This is a genomic window from Kribbella sp. NPDC055071, from assembly GCF_053608045.1.
Window position 1 is genome coordinate 1 of the sequence record NZ_JBSGUS010000023.1, and the last position, 19777, is coordinate 19777.

At 68.4% G+C, this 19777-nt stretch carries 13 protein-coding genes and 1 tRNA gene; 5 read left to right on the top strand and 9 right to left on the bottom strand.

The features are described 5' to 3' along the window. Nucleotides 1–244 precede the first annotated feature (244 nt). From pknB to ACWF4Z_RS31010, 6 genes are all read right to left on the bottom strand, one after another. The gene (gene pknB, locus ACWF4Z_RS30985) at nt 245–2086 is read right to left on the bottom strand and encodes a Stk1 family PASTA domain-containing Ser/Thr kinase (RefSeq protein ID WP_452246711.1); all 1842 of its coding nucleotides are present in this window, start codon (nt 2084–2086) and stop codon (nt 245–247) included. 124 nt (nt 2087–2210) lie between these two features. Beyond that, a complete protein-coding gene (locus tag ACWF4Z_RS30990) occupies nt 2211–3665 on the bottom strand; it encodes a peptidoglycan D,D-transpeptidase FtsI family protein (protein ID WP_452246712.1) in 1455 nt (484 codons plus the stop codon). Then, nucleotides 3662–5047 (bottom strand): FtsW/RodA/SpoVE family cell cycle protein, encoded by a 1386-nt coding sequence (locus ACWF4Z_RS30995; RefSeq protein ID WP_452246713.1) that lies wholly within the window; start codon nt 5045–5047, stop codon nt 3662–3664. Before ACWF4Z_RS30995 ends, ACWF4Z_RS30990 begins: the two co-directional genes overlap by 4 nt. Further along, nucleotides 5044–6423: a PP2C family protein-serine/threonine phosphatase gene (locus tag ACWF4Z_RS31000; RefSeq protein ID WP_452246714.1), complete on the bottom strand. Its 1380-nt coding sequence runs from the start codon at nt 6421–6423 to the stop codon at nt 5044–5046. The genes ACWF4Z_RS30995 and ACWF4Z_RS31000 overlap by 4 nt, the downstream gene beginning before the upstream one ends. Nucleotides 6424–6433: 10 nt before the next feature. After that, nucleotides 6434–6916, bottom strand: a complete 483-nt coding sequence (locus ACWF4Z_RS31005) for an FHA domain-containing protein FhaB/FipA (RefSeq protein ID WP_452246715.1) — start codon at nt 6914–6916, stop codon at nt 6434–6436. Nucleotides 6917–6926: 10 nt separating this feature from the next. Beyond that, nucleotides 6927–7760, bottom strand: a complete 834-nt coding sequence (locus ACWF4Z_RS31010; protein WP_452246716.1) for an FhaA domain-containing protein — start codon at nt 7758–7760, stop codon at nt 6927–6929. Nucleotides 7761–7919: 159 nt separating this feature from the next. On the opposite strand from ACWF4Z_RS31010, the gene ACWF4Z_RS31015 reads away from it, so the two are divergent. Then, nucleotides 7920–8003 (top strand) — tRNA-Leu (locus tag ACWF4Z_RS31015). A 47-nt stretch (nt 8004–8050) separates the two neighbouring features. Here the strand turns inward: ACWF4Z_RS31015 and ACWF4Z_RS31020 are convergent. Further along, nucleotides 8051–8881 (bottom strand): carbon-nitrogen hydrolase family protein, encoded by an 831-nt coding sequence (locus tag ACWF4Z_RS31020; protein ID WP_452246717.1) that lies wholly within the window; start codon nt 8879–8881, stop codon nt 8051–8053. Between the two features lie 283 nt (nt 8882–9164). Between ACWF4Z_RS31020 and ACWF4Z_RS31025 the strand changes: the two genes are divergently transcribed. After that, on the top strand, nt 9165–11858 hold the full coding sequence (locus ACWF4Z_RS31025) for a BTAD domain-containing putative transcriptional regulator (protein WP_452246718.1): 2694 nt from the start codon (nt 9165–9167) through the stop codon (nt 11856–11858). Here the strand turns inward: ACWF4Z_RS31025 and ACWF4Z_RS31030 are convergent. Next, complete coding sequence (locus tag ACWF4Z_RS31030) at nt 11832–12437, bottom strand: GNAT family N-acetyltransferase (protein WP_452246719.1); 606 nt, start codon at nt 12435–12437, stop codon at nt 11832–11834. The genes ACWF4Z_RS31025 and ACWF4Z_RS31030 overlap by 27 nt on opposite strands. A gap of 66 nt (nt 12438–12503) precedes the next feature. On the opposite strand from ACWF4Z_RS31030, the gene ACWF4Z_RS31035 reads away from it, so the two are divergent. From ACWF4Z_RS31035 to ACWF4Z_RS31045, 3 genes are read left to right on the top strand one after another with little or no spacing between them, the layout of a single operon-like run. After that, nucleotides 12504–13259, top strand: coding sequence for an ABC transporter ATP-binding protein (locus ACWF4Z_RS31035; protein WP_452246720.1), 756 nt, complete (start codon nt 12504–12506; stop codon nt 13257–13259). Continuing rightward, entirely contained in the window at nt 13244–15058 is a 1815-nt protein-coding gene (locus tag ACWF4Z_RS31040; RefSeq protein ID WP_452246721.1) for a hypothetical protein, read from the top strand. Before ACWF4Z_RS31035 ends, ACWF4Z_RS31040 begins: the two co-directional genes overlap by 16 nt. Before the next feature lie 31 nt (nt 15059–15089). After that, on the top strand, nt 15090–16067 hold the full coding sequence (locus ACWF4Z_RS31045; protein WP_452246722.1) for a helix-turn-helix domain-containing protein: 978 nt from the start codon (nt 15090–15092) through the stop codon (nt 16065–16067). Nucleotides 16068–16106: 39 nt separating this feature from the next. Here ACWF4Z_RS31045 and ACWF4Z_RS31050 read toward each other — a convergent pair whose 3' ends face one another. Next, entirely contained in the window at nt 16107–19712 is a 3606-nt protein-coding gene (locus tag ACWF4Z_RS31050; RefSeq protein ID WP_452246723.1) for a S8 family peptidase, read from the bottom strand. Between the last annotated feature and the right edge of the window lie 65 nt (nt 19713–19777).

The following is a 19777-nucleotide window of genomic DNA, read 5'->3' on the forward strand; positions in this document are numbered from 1 at the left end:
AGGGTCGAAGATCGCGCAGCGACGCCGAAGGCGCCCTTGACGCACACCACCGCGACCAGCACCATCACGCAGCCCGGAGACCGCGCCACCACAGTTGCCTCGCGCCAAACCACACGAGCGGCGAACCCACCATCCGCGCCCCCCGCCGCAGGCGGCAACAGGACCAGACGCGCAGCGGCGACCAATCAACCCACACGTCCGCCACAAGAACAAAACCCCCGGCGGGGCCGGGGGTTTTGTGGGTTTAGCCGATGGTTATGACTGGGGTGGAGGGGCCGCTCGGGGGTGGGGAGTCGGTGGGGCCGCTGGGGGGTGGGGACTGCTCGTCCAGCTTGTTCACCGTCAGGGTGATCAGCGAGCCCTTGGGGCGCTGGGTGCCGGCCGGGTAGGGCTGCGAGAGGACCGTGCCGTCGGCCTTGGTCGGGTCGTTGCCGAACACGTACCCGACCCGGAAGCCGAGCTGGGTCAGTGTCAGCTTCGCGTCGTCGTAGACCTGGGTGACGACGTCGGGCACCTCGACGTTCGACTTACCGCTGGAGATGGTCAGCGTGAACTCCTGACCCGGCGGGTACTGCTGACCCGGGTCCGGGCTGACCGCGATCACGGTGCCCTTCTTCTCGTCGCTGTCCTGCTCCACCGACTTCTGCTTGACCTTGAACTGGCCCTTCGCGTCTTCGAGCGTGCTGCGCGCCTTCGACTCCGACATCCCGATCACGTCGGGCACGGAGAACGCCGACGGTCCGGACGACACCACGAGGGCGACGGTGGAACCCTGGTCGGCCTGGGTGCCACCCTCCGGCGTCTGCGATACGATCTGGCCCTTGCCAACCGTGTCGCTCTTGGCCTGGGTCGAGGTGACCTTCAGGCCCTGGCCGGTCAGCAGGCTGGTCGCCTCGGTCAGCGACTTGCCGCTGACATCTGGCACCTGCACCTTGACCGGCGTCGAGGTGGTCGGAGTGTTGCCGGCGGTGTCGTCCTTGCCCAGGTTGGTGAACAGGGCGTACGCGCCGACAGCAACCGCCACGATGGCCAGTCCGAGCAGGAAGTACGCCAGGCCGCGGTTGCGCCGCGACCGGGCGTCGTCCCGGTCGTCATCGTCGTCGCCGCCCGGAGGCAGTAGGTCGTCGGCCGCGGACTGCCGGTACGTCTGGGTCGCAGCAGGCGCGATCCGCGTCGGCGACATCGCGCGCGTCTCGGCCATCGCGGCCACCGGCGCCATCGGCGCGGTGACCTGCTGGCCGGCGAGCACCCGGTGGATGTCCTGCCGCATCTCGGACGCGCTCTGGTACCGCTCCTCACGGTTCTTCGCCAGCGCCTTCAGGACGACGGCGTCGACCTCCGGCGGGATGTCCGGATCGAACGACGACGGCGGCAGCGGCTGCTCCCGGACGTGCTGATAGGCCACCGAGACCGGCGATTCGCCGACGAACGGCGGACGCCCGGTGAGGAGTTCGTAGAGCAGGCAACCGGTCGAGTACAGGTCGGAGCGCGCGTCCACGGTCTCGCCGCGGGCCTGCTCGGGCGACAGGTACTGCGCCGTACCGATGACGGCCGCGGTCTGGGTCATCGTCGAGGACGTGTCGGCCACCGCGCGGGCGATACCGAAGTCCATCACCTTGACCTGGCCCTGCGGGGTCAGCATCACGTTTCCGGGCTTGATGTCGCGGTGGACGATGCCGGCCCGGTGGCTGTAGTCGAGCGCCTCGAGCACGCCGGAGGTGATCTCCAGCGCCCGCTCCGGCATGATCTTGCGGCCCTCGCGGATCAGGTCGCGCAGCGTCTTCCCGACCACGAGCTCCATCACGATGTACGGGATCGTGACGCCGGAGCCGTTCGGATCGGGTTCCTCGCCGGTGTCGTACACCGAGACGATGGTCGGGTGGTTCAGAGAGGCCGCCGACTGCGCCTCGCGGCGGAATCTGGCCTGGAAGGTGGCATCACTGGCCAGATCGACCCGCAGCCGCTTGATGGCGACGGACCGGCCGAGCCGGTTGTCCACACCCTGTCGGACCTCGGCCATGCCGCCGCGGCCGAGCGGTTCGCCTTCTTCGTACCGGCCGCCGACGAGACGTGCCTGCGATGTCATGACTCAGCCTTCCAACCTGTCTGCGATAGACCCAAAAACACACTCAATTTGCCCACGGTAGCTGCCGCCACACCTGGATCCCCGTTGGAAAGACGCGCTGTAACGGCATCATTCCGTATCGTCGTCATTGGCCGAGCACCGCCTCCATCACCTTTTTGGCGATCGGAGCGGCCAGCGCGCCGCCGGCGATGTCGTTGCGCGGGACGTTCGCGTCCTCGATCAGAACGGCGACCGCGATCTTCGGGTCCTCGGCCGGTGCGAACGCCGTGAACCACGCGAACGGCGGACGGTCCTTCGACGTCTGCGCCGTACCGGTCTTGCCGGCCACGGTGACGCCGTTGATCTGGCCGGGCCTGCCGGTGCCGTTCTTCACCACGTCGACCATCATTCCCGTCAACTGGGCCGCGACGTCCGCCGTAACGGCCTGATGCAAAGCTTCCGGCTTCGTCTCCGAGACCGTCTTCAGGTCCGCGGTCTTCACGTTCTGGACCAGGTAGGGCTTCATCACCACGCCCTTGTTGGCGATCCCGGCCGACACCATCGCCATCTGCAGCGGCGTGGCCCGGACGTCGAACTGGCCGATCGCGGACTGCGCGGTCTGCGGCAGGTTCGGATCGCCGGGGAACTGGCTGGCCGCGACTCCGGCCAGCTCGGTCAACGGCTTCTCGCCGAAGCCGAACTTGGCCGCCTGCTGCTGGAGCGCGTCCGCGCCGAGCGCCAGGCCCACGCTGCCGTAGGCGGTGTTGCAGGAGTATCGCAGCGCGATCGTGAGGGTCGCCTGATCGCTCCCGCCACAGTTCTTGCCGTCCTCGTTGACCAGGGTGGTGGTGGTCTGCGGCAACGACAGCACGGCCGGGGACTGCACCTTGGTCTCCGGCGTGTACTTGCCGCTGGACAGCGCCGCCGCCGCGGTGACGAGCTTGAACGTCGAACCCGGCGGGTAGAGCTCCTGCACCGCCCGGTTGGACAGCGGCTTCGTCGGATCGGTGAGCAGTTTGTCCCAGGTGGTCGCGACCTTGGGCAGGTCGTGCGAGGCCAGCGAGTTCGGGTCGTACGACGGCCGCGTCGCCATCGCGAGGATCCGCCCGGTCTTAGGCTCGATCGCCACCACCGCGCCGGTCTTCCCGGCCAATCCGTTGTACGCCGCCTGCTGGGCCGCGGCATTGATCGTGAGCGTGACGCTGCCGCCCTGCTGCGGCCGGTTGCTGATCACGTCGATGATCCGGCGGAACGCCATCGACGGGTCCGAACCGTTCAGCTCGGAGTTCATCGTCAGCTCGATGCCGCCGCGGCCGTACACGTAGGAGTAGTACCCGGTCAGCGGCGCGTAGGTCGGCCCGTTCGTGTACGTGCGCTGGTACTTGAACTGGTCGTCGGACGGCTTGCTCTGGGCGATCGGCGTACTGCCGATCAGGATCGGCCCGCGGTTGACCGAAAACTGCGAGTCGCGCACCCGCTTGTTGTCGTTGCGGCCGTTGATCTCGTTCGCCCGGAACGCCTGCAGGTACGTCGAGTTCGCCATCAGCGCGAGCATCAGGATGATGGCCGCCAGGGCCAGCCGTCGAATCGCCGAGTTCACTGCTTCTGCACCGCCATCGCGATCGTTTCGTCGGACACGGGAGCGGCCGGGGTCTGCGGTCGCCTCGCCTGGTCGCTGATCCGCAGCAGCATCGCGATGATCGCCCAGTTCGCGACCAGCGACGTACCGCCCAGGGCCATGAACGGCGTGGCCAGACCGGTCAACGGGATCAGGCCGGTGACGCCACCGACGATCACGAAGACCTGCAGCGCGAACGACATTGCCAGACCGGTCGCGACCAGCTTGCCGAAGATGTCGCGGCAGCCGAGCGCCGTCCGGAGGCCGCGCTCGACGATCAGCGTGTAGATCAGGATGATCGCGATCAGCCCGGTCAGGCCCAGCTCTTCGGCCATCGAGGAGATGATCATGTCGCTGTTCGCGTACAGCGTGAGCTCCGGGTGACCCTGCCCCAGGCCGCGGCCGAGGATGCCGCCCCAGGCCTGACCCATCAGGCCGAGCTTCACCTGGCCGCCGTCAATCGCCCACGGGTCCATCCAGTCGGTCACGCGTCGGTGCACGTGGCCGAAGGCCATGTAGGCGAAGTAGGCACCGCCCGCGAACAGGACGCCACCGATGATCAGCCAGCCGGCCCGCTCGGTGGACACATAGAGCAGGAACAGGAACAGACCGAAGAACAACAGCGATGAGCCCAGGTCGCTCTCGAAGACCAGAACGCCGAGACTGACCAGCCAGGCGATCAGGATCGGCCCGAGGTCCCGGGCCCGCGGCAGGTCGAGGCCGAGGAACCGGCGTCCGGCCAGCGTCAGCACATCGCGCTTCACCACCAGGTAACCGGCGAAGAAGATGACCAGGCAGACCTTGGCGAACTCGCCGGGCTGGAACGACATCCCGGCGACGCGGATCCAGATCGGGGCGCCGTTGACGTTGGCTCCGATGCCGGGGACGAGTGGCAGCACGAGCAGGATCAGACCGGCCAGGCCGAGGCTGTAGGTGAACGCCTGCAGCCGGCGGTGATCGCGGATCACGAGGATCACCGCAAGGAATCCCACGACACCGACCGCGGTCCAGGTGATCTGCTGCGGTGCGAACGGGACGCCCTTGGTCCGGCCGATCGCCGTCAGTCCGATGTCGACGCGGTGGATCATCGCGACGCCCAGCCCGTTCAGCAGGACGGCACACGGGAGGATGACCGGGTCCGCGTACGGCGCACGGAACCGCAGCGCCAGATGTGCGATCAGGGCGAGCAGGCTGATGCCGAGGGCGTAGTACCCGGTGCTGGCCGGGACGCCGTTCTGCAGGGTCACGCCGATGTTCACGTACGCCGCGACCGAGACGCCGACCGCGATGATGAGCAGCAGCAGCTCCACCCCACGCCGGGTGCGCGGCATGATCTGGATGACCGACGTCGAGGCGATGCTCATCGGACCCCGTCGCAGTCGTCGGGGTCGACCGGCGTACTAGGAGTGGTGGACGGTGTCGGGGTCGTCGATGCCGGCACCGTGGCCGGCGGCTTCGCGGGGGTGGTGGCCGGCGGGGTGCTCGGCTTGGGCGTCGGAGTCGGAGTGGGCTTCGCCTTGGCGGCGCACTCGTCCGCGGTCCGCTGCAGCTCACTCACGATCGTCCGCGCACCGGCCAGGTCGTCGGCCTGGATGTCGTTCTCGACCTGCTGCCGGTTGTACGTCGGAAGCTTGTCGACCTGCAGGGTCTGCCGTTCGAACACCTTCGTCAGCGTCAGCCCCGGCATGCCGGCGTCGACACCCTTGAAGATCGCCACGTAGTCGCCGTCGGAGCCGACGTAGTACTGCTTCTGGGTCCAGCTGTAGGCGAACCAGGCACCGCCGCCGATCAGGCCGAGGATCACCACCAGTACGGCGATCCGTCGCAGCCAAGGAAAGCGCTTCGGGGGACGGGGCGCGTACCGCAGCTCCTCCGGGTCGAGTGGGCCCGCGTGCCGGCCGCCACCTCCACCGCCGAGCCCGCCGGGGACGGTGAGGGTCTGCTCGCCGCGGCCCGTCCCGCCCTGGGCCAGCTCAGCGGCGGCACCGACGAGCTGCGGTGCGACTCCGCTCGTGGGCGGCGTCTCGACCACGTCCGCCACCACGCAGGTGACGTTGTCGTTCGACCCGGCCTCGAGCGCATGCGTGATCAGCTCCACAACGACGGAGTCCGGCGTACCGGAGGCCATCGAGGCGGCGATCACCTCGTCGCTCACGTAGTCGGGCAGGCCGTCGCTGCACAGCATCAGGCGGTCGCCGGCGCGGACGTCCAGGATCTCGAGGTCCGGATCGGAGTCCGGCCGGCCGTCGAGCACGCGCAGGATCAGGTTGCGGTGCGGGTGGGTGAAGGCCTCCTCCTGCGAGATCCGGCCCTCGTCGACCAGCGACTGCACGAAGGTGTGGTCGTGGCTCAGCTGGTACAGCACGCCGTCGCGCATCCGGTACGCGCGGGAGTCGCCGAGATGAGCCAGCCCGAGCCGCTGCCCGTCGAACATCAGCGCGGTGACGGTCGAGCCCATCCCCTCGCGCTCGGGGTCCTCCTCGACCAGCTCCGAGAGCCGCTCGTTCGCCCGGTGGACAGCACCGGCCAGCGCCTCGATCATGTCGTCGCCGCTGATCTCGGCAGTGTCGAGCCGCCGGATCACCTGGACCGCCGCGGAGCTGGCCACTTCACCGGCGGCGGCGCCGCCCATTCCGTCCGCGAGCAGCAGCAGGTGCGGACCGGCGTACGCCGAATCCTCGTTGTTGCGACGCACGCGTCCGACGTCGGACAGTGCGGCGTAGTCGAGCGACAGGGTCATCGAGGCAGGCCTACTTCGCGATGTTCAGCGTCGTCCGGCCGATCCGGATCGAGCCGCCGATCTCGGCCGCCATCGGGTGGGTCACCCGCTGGCCGTCGAGGTACGTGCCGTTGGTGGAGCCCAGGTCCTCGACCCACCACTGGCCTTCGGACTGGAACAACCGCGCGTGCCGGGTCGAAGAGTAGTCGTCGTCGAGCCGGATCTGACAGTCGGAGCCGCGGCCGATGATGACCGGGTCCTCGACCAGGGTCGCGCCGACACCGGCCTGCGGGCCGTCCGCGATCGTCACCGATCCGGGCAGGCCCTTGCGCTTCTTCACCGGCTTGGCGGCCTTCGGCGTCCGCGAAACCTGCGGCACGGCGGGCGCCGCGGCGCGACTGTCGACCTTCGCGCCGAACAGATCGGACCTGATCACGGACAGGACGGCCAGGACGAACATCCACAACAGGGCCAGGAACCCCAGTTTGATCAGGGTCAGGGTCAGTTCCGACATGGAAGCTCAGTCACCACCCGCTGCTCGGCGGCTGGGCCATCGGCTCGTCCGCGAGGCGCAGCGTCATCGTCGTGTTCCCGATCCGCACGGTCGAGCCGTCCACCAGCTCGGCCTCGGTGGCCCGCCGGCCGTTCACCAGGGTCCCGTTGGTGGAGCCCAGGTCGACCATGACCACCCGGACCCCGTCCGGACCCTCCGGCATCAGCCGGATCTCCGCGTGCCGCCGGGAGACACCGGGGTCGTTGATCTGGATGTCCGCGTCGGTGCCGCGGCCCAGCACCACGCCGGGCGGGTTGACCGGACGGCGCCGGCCGTTGACCTCGAGCATCACCTGAGGGTGCCCGCGGCGCGGTGGCTGCTGCTGCGGCGGTGGCGGCTGGTGCGTGACCATCTGCCCGTCGTTCGGCGGCACGTAGGGCTCCTGCGGGTAGGCCGGCTGCTGGTAGGACGGGGGTGGTTGCCGCCGTTGCGGCGTCCCGACCGTGGCACTGACGACGGCGAACTTACCCGTAGGGAGGTCGTCCTGCTGGGTCAGCTCGATCTCGATCGGCCCGGAGAACGTGTACCGCTGGATGTCGGCGTGGTCGCGCAGCTCGTTGGCGAGCTCGGTGTTCAGGGTCCGGCCGTAGGCGTTGAGTCGCTCGAAATCACCCGGGCCGAGCTCGATCGTGAAGTGGTTCGGCACCAGCCGCCGGTCCCGGGACAGGATCCGCGCGGTGTTGTCGATCTCACGCTTGAGGGCGGCGGCCAGCTCGATCGGCTCGACGTCTCCCTTGAACGCGCGCGCGAAGACGCCGCTCACCAGGCCTTCCAGTCGTCGCTCGAAGCGCTGCAGCGGTCGCACGCCTCCTCCTCCACGGTCGGTACGTCGAAACCTCGTCCACCGGTCGGGCGGACACACCGGGTACGACGATCGATCGTATCGGGAGGTTCGACCGAACCCGCAATGTGAAGCTCCACGACATCCCGTGCTAATGTTCCTTCTCGTCGCGAAAGCGGCAGCGCGCGGGTGGCGGAATAGGCAGACGCGCACGGTTCAGGTCCGTGTGCCCGAAAGGGCGTGGGGGTTCAACTCCCCCCTCGCGCACAGAAAGTCCCGGTCGACGACCGGGACTTCTTGCGTTTGAGCTGCCGTCAGATGGCGGTCCGGTTGGTTGAGCGGGGGTCGCTCACGGCTCGGGTGCGGTAGATCTCACCCTTCAGGGCCGCTGTGCGCCAGGGGCGGGCGTGGGTCAGCGGCACGGTCAGGGCCGGGTCGTCGCGGTCCAGAGTGAGGACGGCCAACTGCGCCTGGCCGGTGACCTGGGCGGCGTAGCTGCCAGCCGGGGTGATCACGCCGGACGGCATCAGGTCGAGGGTCTGGGTCGGCAGGGACATCGAGATCCAGTAGCAGTTGATCGCGGCATGCGCGCGGGCCTTCAGCTCGAAGATCGCGTCCACCGGGTAGGCCGACAACAACAGGCACTCGACGCCGAGACGCTCGTACTGACCGAACAGGTGCGGGAAGTTGATCTCGACGCAGATCGCGGTGCCGAACCGGTACCCGTCGACGTCGAAGACGACCGGGTCGAAGCCGGGTGAGTAGAAGTGGTTGATCTCCGTGTGCGAGCAGAACCGCTTGTCGTAGCGATCGATGAGCTCGCCGGTGTCGGAGATCACGTACAGACTGTTGTGCGGGCGATGTGGCGGCGTGAGCGGATGCGCGGAGCCGAGCACGACCCACAGGTTGAGCTCCGCGGCCAGCGCCATGATCCGCTCGAGCTCCTTGCGGACGATGTCCCAGTCGACCTGGGACCAGTCCGCGATCTGCTCCTTCGCATACCCGGTCAGCATTCCTTCGGGAAACTGCACCAGCCGCGCTCGCTTGGCCGCTGCCTCCCGCATCAACGCACGCACCGTCTTGCCGTTCACCCGCGCGTCCGCACTGATCGTCGGCTGCGCAGCGCCGATCCGAATCCCCGTCATCCCCCAACTCTCGCACCGACCCCCGACAAAACCAGGGACCTCGGCGCGTCCCTCCGCCACGTCCGACTTTGTGCACCGGATCCGTGTCTTTCCGCGGTGCGCGTACGGATCTCGTGCACAAAGTGCGCATCGGAGGGAGTCGGTGGTTGTCGTAGACAACTAGTTCAGGAGCCTTGGTAGGCCTCGCCTTTGTGCATCTGTCGCCTCCTTTGGTTGAGGAAAGAATCACCGGCTGGGGTTGACTGGTACCTTGTGCGGGCCTTGAATCCGCAGGTCGGTCCGGGTGGAGGCAGCGATGGAGTTCGGCGTACTGGGTGAGATCGAGCCGGTCGAGCTGGGGCATCTGCGTCAGCGCGCGGTCCTCGCCGTACTCCTGCTGGAGATAGGACGTCCGGTGACCGCGGACCAATTGATCGACCGGGTCTGGGGTCAGCACGCGCCGCAGCGAGCTCGGGAGTCCTTGTACGCCTACGTGTCCCGGCTGCGGACCGCACTCGACGACGACCTGTCCCGGCAAGCCGGCGGCTACGTCCTACACGCCCGGCCGGAGTCGGTCGACGTGCATCAGTTCCGGCGGTTGGTGGCAGACGCGACTGCCGAACAGTCCACCGCGTTGTTCGAGGAGGCGCTCGGTCTGTGGCGTGGTTCGCCGTTCGCCGGTGTGGACACGCCATGGTTCAACGAACAGCGCGATCGCCTCGAAGCCGAGCATTTCCAGGCAGAGCTCGATCTCACGGACCTTCGGCTCCGCCACGGCGAGTACGGCGTACTCCTGCCGGCACTGCGGGCCCGAGCACGGACCCACCCGCTCAACGAACGGGTCGCTGGCCAACTGATGCTGGCACTCCATCGCGCCGGTCAGACGGGCGATGCGCTGGAGGAGTACGCGCGCATCCGTCGTGCCCTGCTGGACGAGTTGGCGATCGAGCCCTCAACCAGACTTCAACAGTTGCAGCAAGAGCTCCTCGCCACCGAGCCTGTCCGCGGGTCGGTTCCCCAGCAGTTGCCAGCAGCAACGGCTTCGTTCGTCGGGCGCGCGCGGGCCCTGAAGCAGTTGTCGACGGCGCTGGCCAGTGAGGCCCAGCCGGCGACGATCGCGGTGTCTGCGGTTGGCGGGGTCGGCGGAATCGGCAAGACGGCGTTGGTGCTGCACTGGGCCCACGACAACCTCGGACGGTTCCCGGATGGGCAGCTGTTCGTCGACCTGCAGGGCTTCGACCCCAGTGAGCCGCCGCTGTCCGCGGACCGGGCCATGAGCACAGTCCTGCAGGCGCTGGGGGTCGAGCGGATCCCGTCCGAGCCTCAGGCACGGACAGGTCTCTACCGGACCATGCTGGCCGGCAAACGTCTGCTGCTCGTGCTCGACAACGCCAAGGACAGCACGCAGGTCACTCCGCTCCTTCCAGGCACAGCTGGTGGCGCGGTGATCGTGACCAGTCGGAACCGGCTCGGTGGGCTGGTGACGCGGCACGGCGCCGTACCGGTGGATCTTGACGCGCTGGAGCCGGCCGATGCCCGTGACCTCTTGCTGCGTCAGATCGGTTCGGATCGGGCGAGCGCCGAGCCCAAGGCGTTCGAGGAGCTGCTTGCGCACTGCGCCGGTCTGCCGCTCGCACTGGCGATTGTTGTGGCTCGAGCGGCCGGACGGCCCGATCTACCGCTGTCTGCGCTCGCCGATGAGCTACGCGACGCTGAGGCGCGATTGGACGCATTCGACGCGGGTGAGTCCGATGCGGGCCTGCGCGCGGTCTTCGAGACGTCGTACCGCGCGCTGGACCCAGACGCGGCCGTCCTGCTCGCTTTGCTCGCGCATGCGCCCGGATCGGACATCAGTACGACGTCCGCCGCCGCACTGGCCGGTGGTAATCCCAGACCGGCCCTACACCGGCTCGAGAGCGCCAGCCTGATCCAGCAGCACACCGGCGGCCGCTACCGCATGCACGACCTGATCCGCCTCTTCGCCCGAGACCAACACGTCCCCACCGAAGACCAGGCCCTGAACCGCCTGATCGACCACTACGTACACGGCGCGATCGAGGCGGACCGGACGCTGCGGCCAGGCCGCATACCGCTGGAGCTCGAGCCGACCGCTCCGCTGAGTCTGAGCGACAGTGCCGAGGCGCTGGCCTGGTTCGACGCCGAGATGGACAACCTGCTGGCCGCTCAGCGCTTCGCGTCCGAGACCGGCCGGTTCTCGGCCGTCTGGCAACTCGCGTGGGCGCTCGCGCCGTACCAGGCCAAGCGCGCGCAGAACGCCGCCGCGACGGAGGTGTGGGAGCGAGCGCTCGCGATCGTTCCTCACATCGACAGCGTGTCCGCGCGGGCGCTCGTTCATCGGTTCTACGGCCGCTTCCAGGCGCAGGTCGGGCATTACGACGAGGCCATCCGGCAGCTGGAGATCGCCTCCGACTACGCCGACCGCAGTGGTGACGACAAGGAGCGCGCGTCCTGCCAGCAGACGCTCGCGGTGGTCTATCTCCGGCAGGGTAACCCCGAGCGTGCTCTGCACTACGCGATCGGCCAGGTCGAGCTGTACCAGGGTATTGGTGCGGACATGCAACTGGGCGCTGCACTCGCCCTGGTGGGCTGGATCTACGTCAACCTCGGCCGGTACGACGAGGCTCGATCGGTCTGCCTGTCCGCCCTCGAGGCGTTCCGCCGGCTCGGCGACCCCGACGGCATCGGCGATGTCCTCGACACGCTGGGAGTGGCAGCTTTGCGAGGCGGTGACCCGGCCGAGGCCGTCGCGAGCTTCGAGGAGGCGCTCGCCTTGTACCGCGCCAGCGGCAACGACGCACACGAGGCAGACACCCTTGACCGCCTCGGCGATGCTCAGCTCGCACTGGGCCAACCCGCTGAGGCCCGTGTGTCTTGGCAGACCGCAGCAGCCCTCTTCGAGCGCCAGAACCGTCCCGAATCAGCCGACGAAACTCTGGCCAAACTCAACGCCTCAGTCGACGGCAGTGCTCCGACCTAGGTAGGTGACCACGGTGACGTCCGGGACCGGGATCGGGTGGAAGCCGAGGCGTTGGTAGAAGGCGCCGGCCGGGGTGTTGGTGGTGAGCATGACCAGGTGGATGGCGTCGACGTTGCGTGCCTGCAGCGTGGAGAGCAGACGCATCATCAGGGCCCGGCCGTGGCCGGAGCGTTGGTACTGCGGGAGCAGGTCGATGTGGAGGTGCGCCGGGTAGTCGGCGACCTCGGGGATGACCATCCGCTCGGGGTTGTGCAGCAGGGCGATCATCTGCTCGGCGGGGCTGGAGGGCGTGGTGGTGGGAGCCGGATAGGCGACCGTCGGGAGGTACTCGGTGCGGAATCGCCGGGTGAACGCCGGAGTGTCCGCGCAGCCGAGGATGTACCCGACCGCGCGGCCGTCGTCGTCGAGGACGAACGCGGACTCCGGCTCGAGGTCGACGTACGGATAGGCGAAGATCGTCGGCATCAGCTCGAGGTCCGGGAACAGCTCGCGGGCGTCGCCGCCGTTGTCGGCCGTCCGGACGCAGACGTCGGCGACGGCGGCTCGGTCGCTGGCGCGGTACGGGCGGATCTCCGGCATCGCGGGCCTCCTCCGGCAGGGGTGTGAGAGCGCTTGCATGCTACTCGCCGAGGATAGGTTGACCGGATGGAACAGGCGTTGGAGCTGGTAGGGCTGACCAAGATCTTCGGGTCGGAGCGGGCGGTCGACGAGCTCAGCCTGAGCGTGCCGAAGGGATCGTTCTTCGGGATGCTGGGCCCCAACGGTGCGGGCAAGACGACCTCGTTGTCGATGGCCGTCGGGCTGTTGCGACCCGACGCGGGCACCGCGCGGATCTTCGGGGTCGACGTCTGGCAGGACCCGCTGCACGCGAAGGCGCTGGTCGGCGTGCTGCCGGACGGGCTGGCGATGCCGGAGCGGTTGACCGGGCGCGAGGTGCTGACGTACCTGGGCTTGCTGCGCGGTCTCGATGAGGGCGAGGTCAACGCTCGTACGACGGAGCTCCTCGAGGTGCTCGAGCTCGATCACGAGGACGACAAGCAAGTGATCGGGTATTCGACCGGGATGCGGAAGAAGCTCGGGCTGGCCGTCGCGCTGCTGCACGCGCCGCGGCTGCTGGTCCTGGACGAGCCGTTCGAGGCGGTCGATCCGGTGTCGGCGGCGACCATCCGGACCATCCTGAACAGGTTCATCGCCGGCGGCGGGTCGGTGGTGATGTCGAGCCACGTGATGGCACTGGTCGAGCAACTCTGCGACCGGGTGGCCGTCGTCGCCCAGGGCAAGGTAGTTGCCCAGGGCACCGTTTCCGAGGTGCAGGCCGGTGGCAGCCTGGAGGACGCGTTCGTCGCGCTGGTCGGTGCGTCGACGCGAGGCGCGGACGGTCTGACGTGGCTGTCGGTCTGACCGCGCGCACGCTCGTCCGGATGCGGTTGGCGGCGTTCCGGCATGCCTTGAGAGACCCGAACCGGCTGACCTGGATCTGCACCGGCGCGTTTGTGGGCCTTGTGCTCGCGGGCGGGACGATCTGGTCCGCTGCGGGAGACAGTGACCTGCTGGTTGTGGCGCTCGCGGTGTGGATGCTGGGCTGGGTGGTCGGGCCGTTGTTCGCAGGTGGCGGAGACGAGACGCTCAAGCCGGAGTACTTCGCCATGCTGCCGATTCCGCCGCGCACACTGGCGGCGGGTCTCCTCACCGCCGCACTGGCCGGTGTAGCGCCGATCATCAGCCTCATCGCGCTACTGAGCCTCGTAGTGGCCGGTGGACAGCTGAGTGTCGTTGCTGCGGTTGTTGCGGTGCCGGCGCTCGTACTGCAACTGTTCTGCTTCATCTTGGCGTCCCGGCTCGCGGTTGCCGTGTACGGCGTACTCCTGCAGATCCGCGCGGGTGCGGTGATCGCGGGACTGGTGAATGCGTTCATCCTGGCGTTCATGGCGCAGGGGTGGGCGCTGATCGTCGCGTTCGTGTCGACGGACGTGCAGGGCACCATGGCCAAGGCGGCGCGGATTGCGCCGTCCGGTTGGGGTCTGGTCGCTGTTGAGGCCGCTGGCCGTAATGACTGGTTGAAGGCGGTCCTGGCGCTGGCGGGGTTGCTGTTGCTGGGCGCCCTGATGTTGCTCGCCTGGTCGGCGCTTCTGGTTCGTCGTACGGCGGCAACCCGGACAGGCGGCAAGATCCGCCGGGTCCTGTCCGCCACCGGACCACGCGGCGCTGCCGGGGCCAAGGAGTTGCGGTCGTGGACGCGTGACGTGCTCTACGGGTACAAGGCCGTGTTCGCGATCAGCTACGGGTTGTTCTTCTGTCTGATGCCGCTAGCCGTCGGCTGGAAGGCGATGTTGCCGTGGGCGGGCGCCGCGACCGTGATCATGGCCGGAGCGATGTCCTCGAACCTCTATGGCTCTGACGGTACGGCGCTGTGGACCACACTGATGACTCCTGGGTCGGCCCGACCAGATGTGCGCGCACGGCAGCGTGCGTTCGTCCTTGTCTTCGGTCCACCGGCTCTGGTGATCACGCTGCTGCTGACGTGGTGGTCCGGCTCCAGCAGTGCCTGGCCGCTCGTGCTGAGCGTGCTGCCTGCGCTGCTCGGTGGTGCGGCCGGTCTGGTGGTGGCCTGCTCGGTGTACGCCGCCGTACCGACGACTGATGCGCACAAGCGGTCCGGAAACCCGTTGAACTCCGGTGAGAACGAGGGCGAGACCATGGGCCTCGTCTACGTGATGCTCGTCCTGGTCTCCATCACAGCCGGACCTGCACTGCTCGTCGCCCTGGCCGCGTCCTGGTGGGGTGTCCCGGTCGGTGTGCTGACCGGCGTACTCCTCTGGTGGTCCCTTGGCCGCGCAGCCGCCACGCGCCTGGACCGCCGCGGTCCGGAGCTCCTAACCCTGCTGAGGCACGGCCGGTCCACCCCAACGCAGTCCAAACAGACCACGTCCCTGGAGTCTCTCCCGCGCTGGCGCCGGACTACCGCAGGCCTCTGCCTGGGCTTCGGAGCGATTCCCCTCGTCCCCCAAGCCGTCGTCCCGACCATCTTCAAACTGACCGGCAACGCCGGCACCAAGTCCTGGTTCCTGGCCCTCTACGCCGGCCCTCGATGGCAGTGGTCGGTCATCGCCGCCATGGCAGCCCTGGGCCTCTCCATGTACACCTACGCCGGTCTGACCTACCTGAATGCCAAGAAAACGCTACCTGCAACGTTGGAGTGACTGGTTAGGTGTGGGGGTGGAGGTGGGGTAAATGCAGGAAAGCTTGTTGTTGGACGCTCGCGAGGAGCAGGCTTACCGGTTGCTCGTCGGGCTGGCGGTGGCCCGGTCGGCGGAGCTGGCGGAGGTTGCCGAGTTGCCGCAGCAGGAGGCGGTCGACGTGCTGCAGCGGCTGCAGGCGAAGGGGCTGGTCGCGGTGCAGGAGGCCGACGAGCCAGTGTTCCGGCCGCTTCCTCCGGACGTGGCCCTTGGTACGACGCTGCTCCGGCGGCAGGAATCACTCGAGGCCGCCCGGAAGACGGTCGCGGCGCTGAGTGAGGAGTTCCGCGCGAGTGCGAACCGGCGGGACGCCCACCACCTGGTCGAAGTGGTTGTCGGCGCGACCGCGCTGCGTGAGCGACTGCGCGACCTGCAGGAGTCCGCGCGGACGGAGATCCTGTGGTTCTGCCGAGCCAACCCGCTCGCCATGCAGGGTGCCGAGAACACCGAGGAGTACGGCGCTCTGTCCCGCGGCGTCCGGTATCGCGCGATCTACGAGCGCGCCCTGCTCGAGACGCCGGGCGAGCTCGACACGATCGCCGAAGGTGTCGGCTGGGGTGAGGAGGCCCGCACCCTCCCGACGCTCCCGGTCCGGCTGGCGATCGTGGACCGGGCGACCGCGATCTGCCCGCTCGTCCGCGACGACGAGACCATCGGCGAACCGACCGCCGCGGTGATCGGCCGCGGCCAACTCCTCGACGCTCTCCTGGCCCTCTTCGAGAGCCGCTGGGAGCAGGCAACCCCGGTGAAGCTGCAGCCCGACGACGACACCGTCGTGGTGGAGGGCTTGGACGACTCCGAGCGATTCCTGCTGTCCTTGCTGGTGGCCGGCGTACCCGACAAGTCCATCGCGTCCCAGCTGGGTATCAGCCGCCGTACGGTCCAACGCCGCCTCGACCGCCTGATGGCTCTGGCCGGCGTAGACACCCGCACCGGTCTGGCCTTCCAAGCCGCAAAACGCGACTGGCTCTGAGGAGCTGGGGCGGCCGATCGGCCGCCCCAGCTCAACGGACTACTTGACGCCGTACGCCCGGATCACGGTCTGCGTGACCTTCGTACCGCCCGCACCGCTGGCCTGCACCTTGAGCGACACGCTGTCGTGCGCGTTCGGTACGACGGCCAGGTAGTGCCCGCGGGCGCCAACCGTCACGAGCCGCTTCCAGCTGGTGCCTTCGTCGAAGGATGCCCACGCCTGCACAGCCGTTGCCTTGGGTACGTCGAGGCCGACAACGTGGGTGCGGGACGCGACGCGGCCGGTGAGATCGGTGGGGACCTTGTAGCCGATCTGCAGCAGCGAAAGCGGCACGGCCTCGTCATCCGGTTGTTTGGTGGACCGGAACTCCCAGGACGTCTGCGTACGCGTTCCCCAGGCCCACTCGCCGTCCGGATCGATCCGCTCGGTCGACAGGTCGAGCTTGTACGACGCATCGCCGCTGGACGTGATCACGTCCTGCCAGGCGTTCGGGAGGTTGGCCACGACCGCGCCGTTCCGGGACAGGACCGCCGAGGACGACGTCGTCTCGCCGACCGTGTAGTGCCCGTCCGCATCCACGAACGACGGGATGCGCAACGACAACCGGTCACCGGTGCGTGTCGACACCACGCCAGGCGCCGCGGCGGGCCGGACCACCGGACCGAACCAGGTCTCGTTCGACGAACCACTGCGGTAGCTCTGCGGCAACGCCGTCATCCCGCCGGCCAACGGGTTCATGTCGTCCCAGGTGTAGAGGTGGTGGACCCGGTGTTGCCAGAGCGAGTCACCGGAGGTCACCCACTCCTCGCGTACCTTCGGGGTCTCGACGAACCGCTGTGCGTCGTTCCACGAGTACTCCTGCCACGGGCGCCACCCGAACCGCTGCTCCTTGGCCCAGTTGAAGCCACCGTTGTCGGTGTACCGGGTGGTGATCCGCGCACTGTTCGCCGCAGTCACCTTGTAGGTGATCTTCGCGGGGATAGACCCGGTCGAGACCTGCTGGACGTCGTACAGATACGGGCTCGACGTGGTCAGCGTCAGGTCGACAGAGGCGTGACCCCGGGCAATCCGATCGAGGAGCTTCTGACCGTCCTTGTACGTCGTGACCATCGCCGGAATCGGCTCCCGGTCACCCGTAGGCCGCCACACCGTCCACGCCGACCAGTCCGCCGGCCGGATCAGGATGATGGCCGCCGCACCCGCGGCAGCTGCGGCCGCGATCTGCGCCTCCTCGTCGTCGGACGGCAACACCACCAGCGCACCCTTCGCCCGATCGAGCGACGAAACGAGCGAGAACCGCCGCTTACCCTCGTACGACGGGGACTGGTGCAACAGGTTGATGTCCAGCGGTCCATTCACCCCAGAAACGGCAGCCTGGACCATTGGCGCGACCAACTGCCACCGCGACGAGAACTCGAACGTGCCGTCCTTGACCGGCTTCGTCGGTGTGACATTCACCTGCTTGACCGTGCTGAAGTGCATCACGCCGTGACTGATGGACCGGCCGTTCGCGTACTGCCGGTGCACGTAGTAGCTCAGCACCGCCTGCTGCTCGGACGGTTTCGGCGTTTGGATCGTGATCGGCACCGCCTTCCGCGCGTCGATCAGGATCTCCGTGTCCTTGCTGACCACGATGTTCGGGTCGGTGAAGAGACTGACCTGCTCGTCCTGCGGATCGCTGTTCTCGACCAGCGCGTGCAGCAGGTAGGTGCCTTCCTCGACCTCAGCCGTGTACGACGAACCGTCACCGATCCACCCGAGCACGTCCGATCGCGAGTTGTCGCCGAACAGCGAGACCACCGGAACGCCGGTGGGCTTCCCATCCAGACCAACGGCCCGCAACGTCACCTTGTGCTTCGCACCGGACCGCAGCGCACCAACGGCAGTGTGCGTGACAACCCCATCAGGGCCGGTGGCAACGATCCACCCGCTGTACAGGCCACGCGCCAGCCCCGCAGCCTGCACCGGTACGTCGACACTCCCGCCCGCCGGCACCGTCACACTGGCCGGAACGCCGAACCCGCCGGCGACCGGCTGACCGCTGTCAAGGTTGGTCATGGCAACGGTCAGGTTCAGCGTGACCGCAGTCGCACCCAGGTTCTGGTAGGTGATGGTCCTGGTGGCCGCGTCGGCCGTGCTCTGCAGTCCGAAGTCCGCGACGCCGGTAGCGAAGACCTTCTGCGCGGTCGCGCGGGTGAGGTCCACACGGCCGCCGCCCTGCTGGTAGACGGTCTGGTTGGCCTGGGTCTTCGCCGTACTGACCAGCGCGTTCTTCAGCTGGTCTGCCTTCCAGTCCGGGTGCTGCTGCGCGATCAGGGCCGCCGCACCGGCCACGTGCGGCGTGGCCATCGACGTACCCGAGGCGGCCGTGTAGAGGTCGTCCACCGGGTCGCCCATGATCGTGCCGGCCGCGCGGGCCGCGATGATGCCGACGCCGGGTGCGGTGATCTCCGGCTTCAGGCCGCTGTCGCCGAGCCGCGGTCCGCGGCTGGAGAAGTCCGCCAGTTGGTCGTTGCGGTCGACGGCTCCGACGGTCAACGCGGCGGCCGCGGCACCCGGCGTACCGACCGTTTCGTCTGCGCCTTCATTGCCGGCCGCGACGACGAACAGGGTGCCGGACTGTGCGGTGATGTCGTTGACCGCCTGGCTGAGCGGGTCGGTGCCGTCGGTCGCTTCACCGCCGAGGCTCATGTTCACGACCTTCGCGCCCTCGGCCGCGGCCCACTCCATCCCGGCGATGATCCACGAGTCGTAGCCGTACCCGTCGTCGCCGAGCACCTTCCCGACGAGCAGATCGGCCTTGGGCGCCACGCCCTTCCGGGTCCCACCGGCGCCTGCGCCCGTACCCGCGATGGTCGCCGAGACGTGCGTCCCGTGGCCGAAGTGGTCCTGGGTGCCGGACGGGCTGCCGGAGAAGTCGACGGACTCCTTGACCTTGCCGACCAGGTCCGGGTGGGTCGCGTCGACACCGGTGTCCAGTACGGCGACCTTCACTCCTGAGCCTTCGTAGCCGGCCTTCCAGGCGTCGGGTGCACCGATCTGCGGGACGCTCTTGTCCAGCACCGGACGCACCTTGCCGTCCAGCCAGATCTTGCTGATCCCGCTGTTCAACGCGCGCGCACCGGCGGCAGGTTTGAGCGACTTCCACAGCTCCGGCAGCTGGTCCTTGGCCGCATCCACAGCGCGGCCGCCGATCGACGGGAGGTCGCGGGTGGTCGTCGTACCGGCGAGGGCCTGAGCGCTCCGCAGGCCGCCACTGTCCTTGACGATCAGCGGGAGCTGCCGCGCGGCAGAGTCGCCGAAGCCGTCCGCGATCAGCTCGTCGACGTCGAACAGGTCCGCGTCGAGGACGCCGGTCGAGATGTACGGAACGGCGTCGCTCGGCAGAACCCGGAGGCCGCCGTCGGCCTCGATCGTGTGGAACGAGACGCCTTCGCGGCCGGCGGCCGGGTGGACGGTGGCCGCCTTCTTGCCGGCACCGGCGTCGGTCACCTCGACGACGTCACCGGTGATCAGGGTGACGGTGCTGACCTTCGGGTCCGCAGCGCCGGTCGGGGGTGCGGCGGCCGCGGACGGGGTCACCGTCACCGCGGCCAGGGTCAAGGCCGCTGCGAGGGTGGCAGCGGTGATCCTGAGGGAGGACATGGGCAGGTTCTCCTCTTCCAGAGGTTGGGGGCACACCTCTTCTTTCGACAGAGTTTGCAATCAGG

What these genes read in the sequence shown, in the direction of transcription:
- ACWF4Z_RS31020 (WP_452246717.1), bottom strand. Translation starts at nt 8,881, where the DNA reads ATGACGGGGATTCGGATCGGCGCTGCGCAGCCGACGATCAGTGCGGAC.
- ACWF4Z_RS31050 (WP_452246723.1), bottom strand. Translation starts at nt 19,712, where the DNA reads ATGTCCTCCCTCAGGATCACCGCTGCCACCCTCGCAGCGGCCTTGACC.
- ACWF4Z_RS31045 (WP_452246722.1), top strand. Translation starts at nt 15,090, where the DNA reads ATGCAGGAAAGCTTGTTGTTGGACGCTCGCGAGGAGCAGGCTTACCGG.
- ACWF4Z_RS31030 (WP_452246719.1), bottom strand. Translation starts at nt 12,437, where the DNA reads ATGCCGGAGATCCGCCCGTACCGCGCCAGCGACCGAGCCGCCGTCGCC.
- pknB (WP_452246711.1), bottom strand. Translation starts at nt 2,086, where the DNA reads ATGACATCGCAGGCACGTCTCGTCGGCGGCCGGTACGAAGAAGGCGAA.
- ACWF4Z_RS31000 (WP_452246714.1), bottom strand. Translation starts at nt 6,423, where the DNA reads ATGACCCTGTCGCTCGACTACGCCGCACTGTCCGACGTCGGACGCGTG.
- ACWF4Z_RS30995 (WP_452246713.1), bottom strand. Translation starts at nt 5,047, where the DNA reads ATGAGCATCGCCTCGACGTCGGTCATCCAGATCATGCCGCGCACCCGG.
- ACWF4Z_RS31005 (WP_452246715.1), bottom strand. Translation starts at nt 6,916, where the DNA reads ATGTCGGAACTGACCCTGACCCTGATCAAACTGGGGTTCCTGGCCCTG.
- ACWF4Z_RS31035 (WP_452246720.1), top strand. Translation starts at nt 12,504, where the DNA reads ATGGAACAGGCGTTGGAGCTGGTAGGGCTGACCAAGATCTTCGGGTCG.